Here is a 14,357-nt window from a genome sequence, read left to right as displayed (position 1 = left end):
GTCATTGCTCCTCGGCCGGGTCCACAAAGACGCCGGTCTGTTGAAAGGTCTGGCCCCAGCGGGCGTGTGTCATGGTCAAGGTGAAGCGGAAGCGGCCGGCACCCAGGTCCCGGTGTTCCGCACGGCACACCCCTGGGCTCATCCAGTCCGGCAAACGCAGGTGGAAGCGGCCGACGCACCAGAGGTAGTGACGGCTCTGGAACACCAGCGCGCCCTGGTCCTCGAATACATCCAGCGCCATGGCCAGGCCGCCGGTGGTGCGCTCCAGCACACCGTTCACCGGATGGGCCTGCTTGACCGAGCTGACCGTGTGGCGGCCGATGCAGCGTGTCCAGGCCACCCCGCCATGGCCATCCGGCGCCACACCCACCTCCACCGGCAGGTCGCGCACACGCTGCGGAACCAGCGGGCCGCGCAAGGGCCAGGTCAGCCAGGCCAGCACGCGGCCCGCACGGGAGCAGTCCAGGTCCATGTGGCCGCGATAACGCGCCGCTGCGGCATGGGTCCCAAACCGGCGGCGGACCGCTGGCGGCAGCCGGGCCCAGGCGTGCGCGCCCATCAGGATGGGCAGATCCAGGGCGGGTGGTTCCGCCGCGGCCACGGACGGGGTGGGGCGCCGCCATGGACGCAGGCTGTTGGTGAGGGCGGCGAGGGCAGTGGGGGTGTTCATGCCCCTTCTATTGCGAGAAGCGGGCCAGGCTTGATAACGCCGCTAAGTGATTGATTTATCAAGAAGTTGCCCTGCGAGTTGTCTCCGTCGTATACAGTTGCGCTCCACCGAACTGTCAACGACGGATACACATGCTGCTGCGTGTTGCGATGGGGTTTTCGCTGCTGGAGACGCTGCTGCTGGCCGGCGTGCTGCTGGCCTGGGCGGACCGGGTGGCAGGCGGCCGTTTGCTGGCCGCGTTTCTGGCGGCGATTGGTGTGTGGATCGCGGGCAATGAGTTGCCCAACTGGTTCGGCCCGGAGGTGGAGACCCTGGCGCTGCACCTGCTGGCCACGGCACCCCTGACCTCGGCCGTGTTCTTCCACTTCTGCGTGGTGTTCTGCCGCGCGCCGGTCGGCAGGCGCTGGGTGGTGGCGGGCTACGCGCTGGGCGGTGTGGCGGCGCTGGCTTCGCAGATCCTGCTGCCGGCGCGCTTCACCGACCATCCTGATATCGGCCGACTGGCCCTGGCAGAGCCTGCCGCCGTCATCACCAGCATCTCCTGGGTACTGCTGGGCCTGGCTGGCGTCACGGTGCTCATCCGTTCGCTGCTGCGCGCCCGCGCGGACGGTTCGACACCCGCTCGTGCCCAGATCGCGGCCGTGACGGCCTCCTGCCTCTGGGGGCTGGTCTGCATCGGCGGCTACGCCATCGCATTGATGCAATGGCCGATCTACCCATTTCCCCTGCTGGCGCTGCCGCTGTACCCGCTCATGCTGGTCTACGGCATCCTGCGCTATGGCGTGTTCGTGGCCAATGCCTGGGCGGGCCGTGCGCTGGTGTGGACGCTGCTGCTGGCCGGCGGTGCAGCCGTTGTCGGGTTGATGCCCTTGCTGCTGCCCTTTGAGTCGCGCTGGCTCAGCGGACTGGCGGTGGCCGCTGGTTGCCTGGCGCTGAACGGCCCGGTGCGGCGTTTTGTGCAGCGACTGATCTACCCAGGCGGGGAGGTCAGCGCCCAAGACCTGACCGCTTGGCGCGAAGCGCTGCAGCACAGCGATGGCTTCGCGGCGCTGTCGGCCAAGGCGACGGAACTGTTGAGTCAGCGGGCAGGCATGCGAACGGCGGTTCTGGTGGAGACAGCGGAAGGTGCTGACGCTCGCCTGCCTGGCGCCGCTGTGCTGCCCCGACTCACCTTGCGCCGCACGGATGCCGGTTGGTCGCCCATCTGGTCCGGCTGGGAGGCTGCACCCCCTGGACAGCGCCATGCGGCTGAACTCTTTTCCACTGTCCTGGCGGATGCCGCGCTGCACGTCGAGCAGGCGGAGCAGGTGGCCGCGCGGGAGCGCGAGCGGCAGGTCCAGGCGCGTCTGGCGGAGCTGGGGGCACTGGCGGCCACGGTAGCCCATGACATCCGCAACCCCCTCAACATCATTGGCATGGCGGTGGCCATGGCGCCCGCTGAGACACGCCAGGAAGTCGGCGTGCAGGTGGCGCGCATTGCGCACCTGGCGAGTGACCTGCTGGACTACGCCAAACCCTGGAAGCTGATGCCGCAGCGTGTGGATCTCGCCGCCACGGTGCGGGGCATTGCGCGGCGCGAGGTTGATGTCCGACTGTCTGATGCCTGGCCGCAGAGCTTGTGGATGGACCGGGTAGATCCCCACCGCATCGAGCAGGCGCTGGTCAACCTGATCGAGAACGCGCGCGGTGCGGCGCCGGATGGCTGCACCATCGATGTCGACAGCGATGACAGCGCCGTTCGGCTGCATGTCTGCGACAACGGGGCCGGCGTGCCGGAGGACTTCCGGACCCGTCTCTTCGAACCCTTTGCGTCCCGCAGCCAGGGGGGCACGGGCCTGGGCCTGGCGATCGTGGCGCGGGTGGCACAGGCCCACCAGGGCCGGGCCATGCTCACGGAACGCCCGCCCTGGCGCACTTGTTTCACGATGGAGTTGCCGCGATGACTACCCCCAACAGCCCCGCAGCAAGCGCCGTCACGCCGGGCCGTGTGCTGCTGGTCGATGACGAGCCTGCCTTTCAGCGGCTGGGCGGCGCCTTCCTGCGCAACCTGGGCCAGGAGGTGACGGTGGCCGGCGACGCTGAACAGGCCGTGGAGGCCTTTGCCGCGTCACGTCCCGATCTGGTCCTGCTGGATCTGGCCATGCCGCCGAGCATGGACCCGGAGCAGGGGCTGGCGTTGATTCCGCGTTTTGCGGGCGTGCCGGTGGTGGTGCTCACCGGCCATGCTGAACATGAACTGGCGCTGCGTGCTGCGGAACTGGGGGCCTGGGATTTCCTGCCCAAGCCGATCGACCCGGACCTGCTGCGCTTTGTGGTCACTCGCGCCTTGCGCAAGCATCGGCTCGATCAGGAACTGAGCCAGCTGCGGCTGCAGCAGGGCGAGGAGTCCATGGGGCTGCTGGGCCAGGCGCCGGCCATGCAGTCATTGCGCGCCATGATCCGGCGTGTGGCGCCCTCGCGCGTCAACGTGCTGGTGCTGGGGCCGACCGGCACCGGCAAGGAACTGGTGGCGCGAGCGCTGCATGAGCAAGGCCCACAGGCCGCGGGGCCGTTTGTGCCGGTCCACTGCGGCGCACTGTCGGCGGAGCTGCTGGAGAGTGAGCTGTTCGGCCATGTGAAGGGCAGCTTCACCGGCGCCTATCGGGACCAGCCGGGCCTGGTGGAAGTGGCGCGCGGTGGCACGCTGTTTCTGGACGAGGTGGGCGAGATGCCGCTGCCCATGCAGGTCAAGCTGCTGCGCTTTCTTCAGGAGGGCAGCTTCATGCCGGTGGGCGGCAGGGCGACCAAAACCAGCGAGGTTCGTGTGGTGGCTGCCACGCACCGGGACCTGGAGGCCATGGTGCGCAGCGGCGAGTTCCGGGAGGATCTGTACTACCGGCTCAAGGGCGTGGTGCTGCGCACGCCGGCGCTGGCCGAGCGCCGGCAGGACGTTCCGTTGCTCGCCGTGCGGTTTGCCCAGTTGCGGGGCGTGGGGGTGTCCGCTAGCGCCATGGCCTGGCTGAGTGCCTGCGACTGGCCGGGCAACGTGCGCGAGTTGAAGGCCGTGGTGGAGGCCTCCGCAGCATTGCTGCTGCCGGGGCAGCATGAACTCGATGCGGAAGCCTTGTCCCTGGCGGCTGGTGCAGAGATGCCCGCAGTCTTGGGTGGGGCTGCAGCCAGTCACCCAGGGACACGCGGCGAGCAGGACGGGCTGCTGGATGCAGCCTTGGCGGAGCTTGAACGACGACTGATCTCCGAGGCCATGCAGGGCAGCGGGGGTAACCAGTCGGAGGCTGCGCGTCGGCTGGGGATCTCACGCGTGGGGCTGATCAAGAAGCTGGGGCGACTGGGCCTGCGCTGACCGATACCAGGTTCACTCCTCAGTCACGATTGCGCCCGCCACGCTGAGGCCGGAGGCGGTGACCTCATCGGCGCTGCGTTGACCTTTTTTGAGGTTTTGCAGCGTGCGGAGCAGTGCCGCATCGAACGCGGGGGGGACCTCGAATGTTGTAGAGGCCGGCACTGCTTCCGCACCAGCGGGTGGGGGTGGGTCGACTTGGGTCAAGGCGACCACCAGGAGCGGGGGATTCCGGTCAAGCATGGTGCAGACCTTTTTGTCATCCCAATACAACGTGGTGGCGTCAGCCTGGGCCGCCCTTGATGTTGGGGCAATGACGCCCTTCAGTCCGCAAACGTAGTTGGTGATGTCATGGCGGCAAACGGCTATTCGCAAACCCGTTTTTTCCAGCGCCTCCAATGAAGACCGCTTTTGCGCCAGTAGGTAGTTCGCGACTTTCAGCATGTCGCTGATATCCGTCGGCCCTGCCCCTCTGAGCAACTGTGCCACCTGACTGGCCTTGTCAGGTGGCACGTGTTGCTTGCAAAGCCGTGCGCGCACGCGTGCGGCATTTGTCGCATGAACGAGAGAGTCGCGGCGCTGCAGGCAACGCGATATGAATTGCAGCGCATCCATGACCGCAGGAACATCGCGCAGACCTTCCATGGTCGCCAGGAAGTAGCCGATGATTGCGAGGTCATCTGATTGTGTGCCTGCCGGGTTCAGGCCGGCGATGGTGTCGATAATTTCCCCGCATAGCGGATCGCCTTTGTCTTTGAACAACTCGCGGCTCTGCATCAGGTCGTCTGCGTGACGGCCAGCAGATTCAAGTAAAACCAATGCGGAGGTGTTGCCGCCGATAAATTCGGACTGCGCTTTGTAGGACTGCGCAATGAGATGATGGATGGTCATGCGCAGAATGTGCTCATAGGGCCCACTGGCCCCAGAAGCGCCCACATGCTGCAGCGTCGTCAGCAACTGAGCCCGCTCGTTGTTGCACTGACTTTGCAAATCGCGCGATTGATCCACCAGTTGGCTGAGGCGGTCGATGGCTGCTTTCCACTTCCGCTGCTGGCTCGGCGCCGTTGTTGATTGGAGGAAGCCCTGCAGTTCATCGAACGTGTCAGTCTGCGCCCGGTTCGGTTGCAGCGCCAGAAACTCCCTGCGCGCCTCCTCCGGCATGGGCTGCCGTTTCGGCATATGCATCGCCTGAGCGGGGCTGTTCGTCTTGAGTCCGGAAGGCGTGGTGGCGGTCCGCTGGTACCTCGCCGTGTAGCCCGTTGCCCTGCCGTGGCGGCGATCCAGGCAACGCCCCAGGGCGGTCCATAAGACCTGGAGACATCCCTCGCTTGCGGCGACCGGAGCCGCAGTCCGCTCGGGCGCCAGGGTCACAATGCCGTCGTCGACGATCGAAATCAATGCGGTGCGAGAGGGATCGATCAAGGTGCTTGGATTCATAGGCCTCCAGGAGGTGAAGCACTGCGGATGTCAGTGGTCCTGGGTGAGCCCCCCGGGGCGACGAGTTCGTCGCGGCGGGACCAATGTCACGCCACACTGGCGGCTCGCGCAAAGAGCGCGACGCCTCGCCCGCGCTGGGTGATGGCAGCGCAGGTCTGGGCTGACCGCCGGTGACCACGGTCACTGTCCGACGAAGGCTTCGGCTCCGGCTCCGGCTCCTGCTTCTGCTTCTGCTTCTGCTTCTGCTTCTGCTGCCCGCCGAGCATGGAGGCGATCGGCGGCGATTTTTTGGGCCGTTCTCATCGCGCCGGGCAGAATCTCATCGAATTCCCGGGGAACCTCGAACGTTGTGATGGTCGACACTGATTCGGCACCGGTTGGCGGGCGGGAGACGACTGGGGTCAGCGCGACCACCAGGAGTGGGGGATTCTCGTCAAGCACGCGGAAGACTTTTTTGTCATCACAGAACACCAACGGTGTAGTAGCAATTGCCCCAGGCATATTGGCTTTGAGGCCCTTCAGTCTGCAAAGGTAGTCGGTGACGGAATGGCGGCAGACGCCTATGTGCAACCCCGATTCGCCCAGCGCCGCCAACGGCACCGGCTTTTTCTCCAGCAGGTGATTCGCGACGGTCAGGATGTCCTCGATGTAAGTGGGGTTAGCCGCATTCAGTAGTGGAGCTACCTGATTGGCCTGATCAGGCGGCACACCTTGTTTGCAAAGCCGTTCGCGCACGCGCGCGGCCGTGATGGCATTAAAGATATGTAAGTTGCGCTGCAGGCAATCAGATATGAACTGCAGCCCGGATTCCACGTCAGCGAGATTGCGCAGGCCTTCCGTTCGCGCCAGGAAGTTGCCGATTCTTGCGCGATCACCCGGTTCCAGGTGAGCCAAGTTCATGCTGGCGGTGAAATTCTTAATCTCCTGCCGTAACTCATCGTTTTCATCGCTGAACAACTGTTGGCTAAGCATCAGGTGTTCCGCGAACTGGCTAGCCGATTGAAAGAACCCCAGCGCGGAAGCGTTCCCTCCGATGCAGTCGGTCCGGGCTTCTTCGGAATTGTTGATGAGCTGGTGAATTCCGCTGATCAGCGTGCGCTCATAGGGTTCCATCTGCTGCACTGGGCGCAACTGCTGCAGCGTTTGCAGCGTCAACAGCAGTTCCATCCGTTCATTGATGTAAGTATCTTGTAATTGATTTGATTGCTCCAGGAACCCGATGAGGCGGGCCATGTCCGTCTGCAACTTCTTCCTATAACCGGGCCCCTCTGCTGATGGGGGAGGGCTCACCAGACTATCGAACCACCTGATTTGATTCTGGGTCGGTTGCAGCTCCATGAATGCCGCGCGGCCCTCCTCCAGCGTGAGCGGCCGATGCGGCATTTGCACAGGTTCATTGGGATTGTCTGTTGTAGGTGGGGACTCCGTGTTGGCGGCCCGCTGATACCTCGCCGTATGGGCTGCGCCCCTCTCGGAGTCGCGAGCCAGACACCGGCCCAGGGCGGTGAAGATGCCCCGAAAACATCCTTCTCTGCCGGCGACCGGGGCCTCCCGGTCAAGGGTCAGGGTCACTGTGCTGTCGTCGGCGGATTGCTGCAACGGAATATGAGAAGGGGCGATCAGGCTGCTTGGATTCATGGGCCTCCAGGGCGTGAAGCACTGCTAATGACAGTGGCCCTGGGTGACACCCTCGCGGAGAAGAGTTCAAGACGGCGCGGCCAACGTTGCATTACGCAGGCGGCTGGCGCACAGGGCCCGGCGTCTCGCCCTCCTTCGGAGAGCAAGGGCAGGCCTCATCAGAGGGTGGGGGCCGTCAACCCCTGGCCAGTGCCTGGCGCAAGGCCTCCATGGCGGTTTGCATGGGCGCCAGTATGTCGGGCGCCTGGTGCTGCAGATCCAGCCATGCCGGCTCGGTTTGCCAGTGATGCTCCAGGGTCAGCATGGCTCGAAGGTCGGCAGCTTCAATGCTCAGCAAGCGGATCATGGGCCGCAGATCAGCCAGGGCCGATGCGGCTTCCGGGTCGTTGCTTTGGCGGATCTCGGCGGCCAGACGCTCCAGGCTGGCAAGCCCCTGGCGACGTGCTGCATGCCAGTGGTCCACTTCGACCCGACGGTCCATGGGGGTGCCAGGGGCGAGAAGGCTGGGAGTCATGTGTGGTTATCCTGAAGCGACGCTGGCCATGCCAGTGCGGCTGGGTGGACGCACACTCTGGATGGGTTCGTCGCTCAGGTCGGCACGCTCATGTCGGCGGACTCCAGGGTCAAGCCCAGAAACCTCGCGAGGCATGGATTCCGGTTTTTGCGGAACCCGTCCGAGCCGTAGGGAAGCTCAGACCTTGAACGCCTCGACCGTCTTCATCAGCGAACGAGCCTGTTCGTCCAGGCTCTGCGCTGCCGCCGCGCTTTCTTCGACCAGTGCGGCGTTCTGCTGGGTCGCCTGGTCCATGTGGACCACCGCCGTGTTGACCTGGCCGATACCGGCACTCTGCTCGGAAGCGGCGGAAGAAATCTCGCGGATGAGTTGGGAGACCTTTTCCACCTGCGCCACGATCTCCTGCATGGTCGTGCCAGCCAGTGAGGCGTGATGGGCGCCAGCTTCCACCCGCTCGATGGAGCTGCCGATCAACGAATTGATTTCCTTGGCGGCCTGGGCGGAGCGCTGTGCCAAGGTGCGCACCTCGGCCGCCACCACCGCGAAACCGCGGCCATGCTCGCCCGCCCGGGCCGCTTCCACGGCCGCATTCAGTGCCAGGATGTTGGTCTGGAACGCGATGCCGTCGATCACGCTGGTGATGCTGCCGATCTTCTTGCTGGATTCGGTGATCTCGTTCATGGTGCTGACCACATCAGCCACCACCGAGCCGCCCTTGCCGGCGGATTGGCTGGCCGCGTTGGCCAGATCCGCCGCCTGGCGGGCCGAGCTTGCGCTCTCGGTCACGGTGCTGGTCAACTGCTCCATGGAGGAGGCGGTTTGCTGCAGCGCGCTGGCTTGCTGCTCGGTGCGGCCGGAGAGATCGAGGTTGCCGGCGGCGATCTGGCCGGCGGCGGTGGAGACGGAGTCCACCCCCTGGCGAACCGAGGTCACCACCTGGCGCAGGGCGCGGGTGGTCTGGTCGACCGCGCGCAGCAGTTCGCCCATTTCGTCCTGGCGGACCACGACGAGATCGCTGGTGAGGTCGCCCGCCGCCACGCGCTTGAGCGCCTGCACGGCATCATCCACCGGGCGGGTGATGGAGCGTGTGATCAACACCCCTGCCGCGATGGCGAACAGCACCGCCACGATGCTGCCGCTGACGATGTAGGTCACGGCCTGGGCCATCGCCTTGTCGGCCTCGTCGCCGGACTGGTCCATGCGCTCTTCTTCATGGGTGGTGAAGGATTCCAGCTCCTTCATGTAGGCCAGTTGCGGGCCCCGCACCTTGTCCAGCAGCACGGTCTTGGCGGCGTCGAGGTCGTTGGCCTTGATCTTCTCCACAAACAGGGCGAGCTGCTCGCGATAAAGGCGGCGCTTCTCCAGCATGGTGGCCAGCAAGGCCTTGCCGGCATCGCTGCTCATCATCGGGGCGAGCTTGCGGAAGGCCTCGTCCACGATGGGCAATTGGTCCTGCAATTTACTCAGCTCCTCGGCACGCTGCTGGGCATCCGTCAGGATCACCAGGTTGCGGGCGGAGCGCGCCTGCTGGTTGACCGCACGTGTCATCACGGCGGCCTGCTTGACCTTGGGGTATTGGTCGTCGGTGATGCGGTCCAGCTGCGCGCCCACACCCTGCAGGCCCACATAGGCCAGCACGCCCACGGCCACCAGAAGGGCGCAGATGGCGGCGAAGGCCAGGAGGAGGCGTTTGCCAATCTTAATGTTGTCCAGAGCGAGCATGGTGGACCGGGCCTTGGCGGCCGGTAACTGAGGAAGATCAGCGACTCTATGAGGCCCAGGCGCTCCGGTCAGTCGGGCGCTGTACGTTGGGGGTGTGCGGTATTGCGGGAACCTGATGTAGGTGGAAACCCTACAAGCTCATGCCGTCGGAGAGCGTCAGCCAGGTGATTGGCAAAAAGACTGTATGCGTATACAGTTATCTCATGCCTTCCCGAGACGGTGAAGGAAAGGAACGAACATGCTGCTCGACCTGAACGAACCCTCCAGCATCGTGACCTGGTGGGAAGTGTTTCCCGAACGTCATGGGCCGTTGCTGGCCGACTGGGCGCAGCGCCGGCCGGAGGTGCGGGGCGCCATTGCGCTGGCTTCGCAGATGATCCGCGCCAACCCGCGCACCGCCGTGTTGCTGCGCGAGGCCGAGCTGCGACGTGCGGCGGCGGAGGTGCGGGTGCCGGTGGTGAGGCCGTCTCACGACGAGCAACTGGGCGAACAAGCCGCCCTGGAAGATGGGCGTGACGGGCGTGACGAACGTGACGACTGGGAAGATTCGAACGAAGACCGGTCAGCCTCGTGGGATGACCACCAGGGGCGTCGATATCACCAGGTACATGCGCAGGCGCATGACCTGGAGATGGCGTAACACGGGTTCAAGACAGCGTCCGGTGGCCCCGCAGCACGGTGGCCTCTCAGTGCATCAACTGCATCAACTGCCTCAAGCGCATCAACTGCATCAAGGCTCCTGGCCGTACCGCTGTGTGTACTGCAGTCGCAACTGATGGCAGTGTGCCCGGGCCTGGGCTCGGGCCGCGTCGTCCAGGCTCAGATTTGCCGCGCCCAGATCGCATTGGTGAATGGCTTCGGCCGCCGAGGAAATCTCGCGTCGTCTTGCGTCCGGATAGACCAGCGCCAGCACACCCAACGCGGCCATGCCCGCCACCATCACGCGCAAGTGCACACCGCGCAGCCAGCCCGGCCGGCGATTGCCCTCATCCATGAGGGGCTCCTGTGCGGAGGCTGTTGGTCCCGAAATCCCGACGGACAGCCTGGAGCTGTCCAGATGTTGTTGTTGCATTCATCCCACCCTCGTGAATGCTGCCGATGCGCAGCAATTCTCCGGAGTGGGATTTTGATGCTTTCCCGGTTCGCTCTACGCCCCGAGATCGGGGGGAAGTGGCGGCAGTTGTGACGCATGCCACGGCGGGGCGGCTACGCTTGGCATACTTCCGGAACTAGCTGCTCCCCCGGCCCCCGGCAAGCAGCCCGGCTGTCTCCCCGCTGAATGTCTTCTATCCCGATGTCTTCTTCCCCGTCTACCCCCGCTCACGATCAGACGCTGGTCATCACCCCCGACGAACGCGCGGCCCTGTATTTCATCCCTCAGGCGCCCGGCGGCATGATCGTCAGTGAAGAGATGCAGCAGCGCCTGCAGGACAAGGGCTTGGCCACGGGGGTGCGGGAGGATGGCCGCCGCTGGCTGACGGAAATCGGCGACCGTGTGCGGCTGGGCAAGCTCTGAGGCCAGGCTTCCCGTCTCGTCCCGTCCCGTACTGTCCCCGTAAGGGGCTTCAACTCTCACCCAACGCGCCAGCGCTTCGGCCGGCTCAGTGCCGCTTGTATTGCGTCCCGCCGAAGAGGTTTTCGCGGGCCTTGTCGTCCACCAGCGGACGGCGGTGGTCCGCCAGCACCTCCACGGCCCGTTTCACGGCCGGCCGGGCAGCCAGCTCGTCGAACCAGCCTTTGAGATGGCCATAGTCGGCCAGTTCCACGCCCTGGTTCTTCCAGCTGCGCAGCCAGGGGAAGATGGCCATGTCGGCGATGGAATAGGCGTCGCCAGCGATGTATTTGCTTTGGGCCAGGCGCTTGTCGATCACGCCATACAGCCGCTGGGCCTCGTTGGTATAGCGGTCGATGGCGTATTCGATCTTCTCGGGCGCGTAGATGCGGAAGTGGTGGGCCTGGCCCAGCATCGGGCCGACACCGCCCATCTGGAACATCAACCACTGCAGCACCTCATACCGCCCACGCGTGTCGGTGGGCAGGAACTGACCGGTTTTGCCCGCCAGGTACAGCAGAATGGCGCCGGATTCAAACAGCGACATGGGCCGTCCGTCCGGGCCTTGCGGGTCGATGATGGCGGGGATCTTGTTGTTGGGACTGATACTCAGGAACTTGGGGTCGAACTGATCCCCGGCGCCGATATCCACGGGAATCACCCGGTAGGGAAGACGGCATTCCTCCAGCATGATGTGCACCTTGTGCCCATTGGGCGTGGGCCATGAATACACTTCGATCATCTAGCGTTCTCCGTTGGGGCGCAGGGCTTCGGTCGGATCGGGCAAGGGCCCATGTCTGTCGGGCCGGTGCGCTTCCCCAGCCCTCATGGTAATCAAACAAATCAAACAGTGGTTCACCGTTCGTGCCAATGCCGCGCGGTGGCGCCCGCTGATCGACTGGGCCGAAGAGCGCGGCGGCCTGCTGCGCCATGCGCGGGACGGGCGCGGCTTCGTCATCGACCTGCCGCGCACGCTGCCCGGCCTGACCCGCATCGAGTGGGGGCCGTCCCAGCGCAGCTACATCAGCGGGTATGAGCTGCGCATGCGCTGCGAGCTCAAGCTCAGCCCGGACATGCAGATGATGGTCATCGAGCGCAAGCTGATGGAACAGCTGGAAAGCAGCGTCTTCGAGGCTTACACCGACACCCTGCGCACGCGGGTGGACACGGACACGCCGGAGGAAATGCGCTGGCTGGTCATGTTCCCCAAGCAGCCGGTGCTGGAATCCAAGCTGGTGAAGCAGCGTTTTGGTGTGGTGGGTGTGAATCAGGAGCTGTGCACCGCCTGGATGTCCTCCAGCCTGTGCGAGCGGCTGGCCCAGGCCAGCCAGGACATCCTGGTGGAGGGCCGGCCCTTTGTGCTGCTGAGCCTGCGTGGCAACGTCTACCTGCGCACCGCCATGCCGGACCCATCCCTGCCGGAAGTGCAGGGCCTGACCCGGGTGCTTGAGGCGGCGGCGCTGAGCGCCCAGGAGGTCGGCCACCGCTTCGGAGAAGGCGGCTCCTGGCCGACCACCACCTCAGTGGCCTGGCACAACCGCCCCGCAGAAACCGACCACAGCGTCCCCCGCAACGACGTGGCCTAGGAAGCGCTGCATCAGGCCTGCTGCGCGAACTTCCAGCCGAGTTCGGCCAGGGGCAGCGCGCCAGCGGCGGCCTCCCGGGCGCGAGCGCTGGAGGCCGTGCCGTCTTCGACTCGCTTGGCAATGCCCTGCAAGATGGCAGCGATACGGAACAGGTTGTAGGCCAGGTAGAAGTTCCAGTCCTTCATCACCAGGGCCGCATCCCCGCGCCCGGTGCGCTCGCAGTAGCGCCGCACATAACTGAGCTCGTCCGGGATGCCCAGGCCCGCCAGGTCCACCCCGCCCAGCCCGCGTGCCGCGCCGCTTTGGCGGATGTGCCAGGACATGCAGTGATAGCTGAAGTCCGCCAGCGGGTGCCCCAGCGTGGACAGCTCCCAGTCCAGCACCGCCAGCACACGCGGTTCTGTCGGATGGAAGACCAGGTTGTCCAGCCGGTAGTCGCCATGGACGATGGCGACTTCGCGCTCGTCCCGGGCCGATGCCGGTATGTGATGCGGCAGCCACTCGATCAGCCGGTCCATCGCCTCATTGGGGCCGGTGACCGAGGCCTGGTACTGCTTGCTCCAGCGGCTGATCTGCCGCTCGAAGTAGTTGCCCGGCTTGCCGTACTGCGACAACCCGACCGCGTTGACATCCACCTTGTGCAGCGCAGCGATGACCCGGTTCATCTCTTCATAGATGGCGCCGCGCTCCGCATTCGAGGCGCCCGGCAGGGACTGGTCCCACAGCACCCGGCCCTGGATGAACGCCATGACATAGAAGGCCCGGCCCATGACCGATTCGTCCTCGCACAGGGCCAGCATGCGGGGCACCGGCACGTCCGTGCTTTGCAGCGCCCGCATGACGGTGAACTCGCGCTCGATGGCATGGGCCGATGGCAGCAGCTTGGCCACCGGTGCCGGCTTGGAGCGCATCACATACTGCGCCGTGGGGGTGACCAGCTTGTAGGTCGGGTTGGATTGCCCGCCCTTGAACTGCTCCACGGTCAAGGGCCCGGCAAAGCCGGGCACGTGCTGGCTCAGCCAGTCCGCCAGCGAAGCGGTGTCCATGGGTTGGGCGAGGGCCCGCGTGCCGGTGAATGCGTCGTCCACGTTGTCTCCTGGAATTGAACTGATCCGCGGCGATGCGCCCGACCACCTTGTGGCAAGCCCAGGAGTCTGGGCCCGCTCAGCGGTTGGCGATCGCCAATAGTTTTTCTTTGCTCAGCAGCACCAGCCGAGTGGGTTCCACCCGCACTGCGCCTTCCCGTTCGAAGCCCTTGAGCTCCTGGTTCACCCGCTGGCGGGAGGCGCCCAGCAACTGGGCCAGATCTTCCTGCGCCAGCTGCAGGCCGATGCGAATTTCCTCCGTCCCTTGCGAGACCCCATAACTGCGCGCCAGCAACAGGATCTGCTTGGCCAGCCGGGAGGCGAGGGGACGCGTGTTGAGGTCTTCCACCACGTCGAACATGAGCCGCAGGCGCCGGCAGTTCAGGCGCAACAGGGCTTCGTAGAGCTCGGTATGGCGTTGCAGCAGGTCCCGGAAGTCTGCCTTGCGCACGACCAGCAAGGTGGTCTCGCCATGGGCGCTGGCGTCGTGGGTGCGGGGCAGGCCATCGAAAAGGGCGATGTCGCCGAACCAGGTGCCGGGTTCGACATAGGTCAGTGTGACCTGCTTGCCGGACAAGGACACCGAGCTCACCCGTACCGCGCCCTTGGCCACCCCCACCCACTCCACGGCGGGTTCGCCGCGCACGGACATCAACGCACCGTCGGAGAGGCGGCGTACAAATGCGCGCGCCAGGATGTCGCTGCGCAAAGGCAGAGACAGTTTGGAAAACCAAGGCCCCGACTCGATGTGGTTGCGTTCGGAAATTGTAAGAACCGAGCTGTTCATGCTTTGTCGCTGGCGTGACAGCGCCAGTC

At 65.2% G+C, this 14,357-nt stretch carries 14 protein-coding genes; 5 read left to right on the top strand and 9 right to left on the bottom strand.

Annotation, left to right across the window (positions count from 1 at the left end; translation table 11 throughout):
• Position 1 precedes the first annotated feature (1 nt).
• Positions 2–670, bottom strand: a complete 669-nt coding sequence (locus BMY53_RS12395) for a DUF4166 domain-containing protein (protein ID WP_092946780.1) — start codon at positions 668–670, stop codon at positions 2–4.
• 131 nt (positions 671–801) lie between these two features.
• Here BMY53_RS12395 and BMY53_RS26695 point away from each other — a divergent pair, with 131 nt between their 5' ends.
• Positions 802–2,613 carry a sensor histidine kinase gene (locus tag BMY53_RS26695; RefSeq protein WP_092946779.1) on the top strand — a complete coding sequence of 604 codons (1,812 nt, stop codon included), beginning with the start codon at positions 802–804 and terminating at the stop codon, positions 2,611–2,613.
• Positions 2,610–4,010, top strand: a complete 1,401-nt coding sequence (locus tag BMY53_RS12385) for a sigma-54-dependent transcriptional regulator (RefSeq protein WP_092946778.1) — start codon at positions 2,610–2,612, stop codon at positions 4,008–4,010. The genes BMY53_RS26695 and BMY53_RS12385 overlap by 4 nt, the downstream gene beginning before the upstream one ends.
• A 12-nt stretch (positions 4,011–4,022) precedes the next feature.
• Here the strand turns inward: BMY53_RS12385 and BMY53_RS12380 are convergent, their stop codons facing one another.
• The 4 genes from BMY53_RS12380 to BMY53_RS12365 form a co-directional block, all read right to left on the bottom strand.
• Positions 4,023–5,444, bottom strand: a complete 1,422-nt coding sequence (locus BMY53_RS12380; RefSeq protein ID WP_143074048.1) for a hypothetical protein — start codon at positions 5,442–5,444, stop codon at positions 4,023–4,025.
• 180 nt (positions 5,445–5,624) lie between these two features.
• Positions 5,625–7,082, bottom strand: coding sequence for a hypothetical protein (locus BMY53_RS12375; protein ID WP_143074047.1), 1,458 nt, complete (start codon positions 7,080–7,082; stop codon positions 5,625–5,627).
• A gap of 175 nt (positions 7,083–7,257) precedes the next feature.
• The gene (locus tag BMY53_RS12370) at positions 7,258–7,596 is read right to left on the bottom strand and encodes a hypothetical protein (RefSeq protein WP_143074046.1); all 339 of its coding nucleotides are present in this window, start codon (positions 7,594–7,596) and stop codon (positions 7,258–7,260) included.
• Between the two features lie 177 nt (positions 7,597–7,773).
• Positions 7,774–9,318, bottom strand: coding sequence for a methyl-accepting chemotaxis protein (locus BMY53_RS12365; protein WP_092946774.1), 1,545 nt, complete (start codon positions 9,316–9,318; stop codon positions 7,774–7,776).
• Positions 9,319–9,556: 238 nt separating this feature from the next.
• Here BMY53_RS12365 and BMY53_RS12360 point away from each other — a divergent pair, with 238 nt between their 5' ends.
• Entirely contained in the window at positions 9,557–9,958 is a 402-nt protein-coding gene (locus BMY53_RS12360) for a hypothetical protein (protein ID WP_092946773.1), read from the top strand.
• A gap of 90 nt (positions 9,959–10,048) precedes the next feature.
• Here BMY53_RS12360 and BMY53_RS12355 read toward each other — a convergent pair whose 3' ends face one another.
• Positions 10,049–10,312: a hypothetical protein gene (locus BMY53_RS12355; protein WP_092946772.1), complete on the bottom strand. Its 264-nt coding sequence runs from the start codon at positions 10,310–10,312 to the stop codon at positions 10,049–10,051.
• 300 nt (positions 10,313–10,612) lie between these two features.
• On the opposite strand from BMY53_RS12355, the gene BMY53_RS12350 reads away from it, so the two are divergent.
• Complete coding sequence (locus tag BMY53_RS12350) at positions 10,613–10,834, top strand: hypothetical protein (RefSeq protein WP_092946771.1); 222 nt, start codon at positions 10,613–10,615, stop codon at positions 10,832–10,834.
• An 85-nt stretch (positions 10,835–10,919) separates the two neighbouring features.
• Here the strand turns inward: BMY53_RS12350 and BMY53_RS12345 are convergent, their stop codons facing one another.
• Positions 10,920–11,612 (bottom strand): glutathione binding-like protein, encoded by a 693-nt coding sequence (locus BMY53_RS12345; protein ID WP_092946770.1) that lies wholly within the window; start codon positions 11,610–11,612, stop codon positions 10,920–10,922.
• 85 nt (positions 11,613–11,697) lie between these two features.
• On the opposite strand from BMY53_RS12345, the gene BMY53_RS12340 reads away from it, so the two are divergent.
• On the top strand, positions 11,698–12,456 hold the full coding sequence (locus BMY53_RS12340; RefSeq protein WP_092946769.1) for a hypothetical protein: 759 nt from the start codon (positions 11,698–11,700) through the stop codon (positions 12,454–12,456).
• 11 nt (positions 12,457–12,467) lie between these two features.
• Here BMY53_RS12340 and BMY53_RS12335 read toward each other — a convergent pair whose 3' ends face one another.
• On the bottom strand, positions 12,468–13,502 hold the full coding sequence (locus tag BMY53_RS12335) for a phosphotransferase (RefSeq protein WP_092946907.1): 1,035 nt from the start codon (positions 13,500–13,502) through the stop codon (positions 12,468–12,470).
• Between the two features lie 118 nt (positions 13,503–13,620).
• Positions 13,621–14,328, bottom strand: coding sequence for a Crp/Fnr family transcriptional regulator (locus tag BMY53_RS12330; RefSeq protein WP_092946768.1), 708 nt, complete (start codon positions 14,326–14,328; stop codon positions 13,621–13,623).
• Positions 14,329–14,357: the final 29 nt, after the last annotated feature.

Source organism: Roseateles sp. YR242 (genome assembly GCF_900109745.1).
Lineage (GTDB): Bacteria > Pseudomonadota > Gammaproteobacteria > Burkholderiales > Burkholderiaceae_C > Roseateles.
This window is presented reverse-complemented; position numbering and strand designations above follow the sequence as displayed.

What these genes read in the sequence shown, in the direction of transcription:
- BMY53_RS12395 (WP_092946780.1), bottom strand. Translation starts at nt 670, where the DNA reads ATGAACACCCCCACTGCCCTCGCCGCCCTCACCAACAGCCTGCGTCCA.
- BMY53_RS26695 (WP_092946779.1), top strand. Translation starts at nt 802, where the DNA reads ATGCTGCTGCGTGTTGCGATGGGGTTTTCGCTGCTGGAGACGCTGCTG.
- BMY53_RS12385 (WP_092946778.1), top strand. Translation starts at nt 2,610, where the DNA reads ATGACTACCCCCAACAGCCCCGCAGCAAGCGCCGTCACGCCGGGCCGT.
- BMY53_RS12380 (WP_143074048.1), bottom strand. Translation starts at nt 5,444, where the DNA reads ATGAATCCAAGCACCTTGATCGATCCCTCTCGCACCGCATTGATTTCG.
- BMY53_RS12375 (WP_143074047.1), bottom strand. Translation starts at nt 7,082, where the DNA reads ATGAATCCAAGCAGCCTGATCGCCCCTTCTCATATTCCGTTGCAGCAA.
- BMY53_RS12370 (WP_143074046.1), bottom strand. Translation starts at nt 7,596, where the DNA reads ATGACTCCCAGCCTTCTCGCCCCTGGCACCCCCATGGACCGTCGGGTC.
- BMY53_RS12365 (WP_092946774.1), bottom strand. Translation starts at nt 9,318, where the DNA reads ATGCTCGCTCTGGACAACATTAAGATTGGCAAACGCCTCCTCCTGGCC.
- BMY53_RS12360 (WP_092946773.1), top strand. Translation starts at nt 9,557, where the DNA reads ATGCTGCTCGACCTGAACGAACCCTCCAGCATCGTGACCTGGTGGGAA.
- BMY53_RS12355 (WP_092946772.1), bottom strand. Translation starts at nt 10,312, where the DNA reads ATGGATGAGGGCAATCGCCGGCCGGGCTGGCTGCGCGGTGTGCACTTG.
- BMY53_RS12350 (WP_092946771.1), top strand. Translation starts at nt 10,613, where the DNA reads ATGTCTTCTTCCCCGTCTACCCCCGCTCACGATCAGACGCTGGTCATC.
- BMY53_RS12345 (WP_092946770.1), bottom strand. Translation starts at nt 11,612, where the DNA reads ATGATCGAAGTGTATTCATGGCCCACGCCCAATGGGCACAAGGTGCAC.
- BMY53_RS12340 (WP_092946769.1), top strand. Translation starts at nt 11,698, where the DNA reads ATGGTAATCAAACAAATCAAACAGTGGTTCACCGTTCGTGCCAATGCC.
- BMY53_RS12335 (WP_092946907.1), bottom strand. Translation starts at nt 13,502, where the DNA reads ATGGACACCGCTTCGCTGGCGGACTGGCTGAGCCAGCACGTGCCCGGC.
- BMY53_RS12330 (WP_092946768.1), bottom strand. Translation starts at nt 14,328, where the DNA reads ATGAACAGCTCGGTTCTTACAATTTCCGAACGCAACCACATCGAGTCG.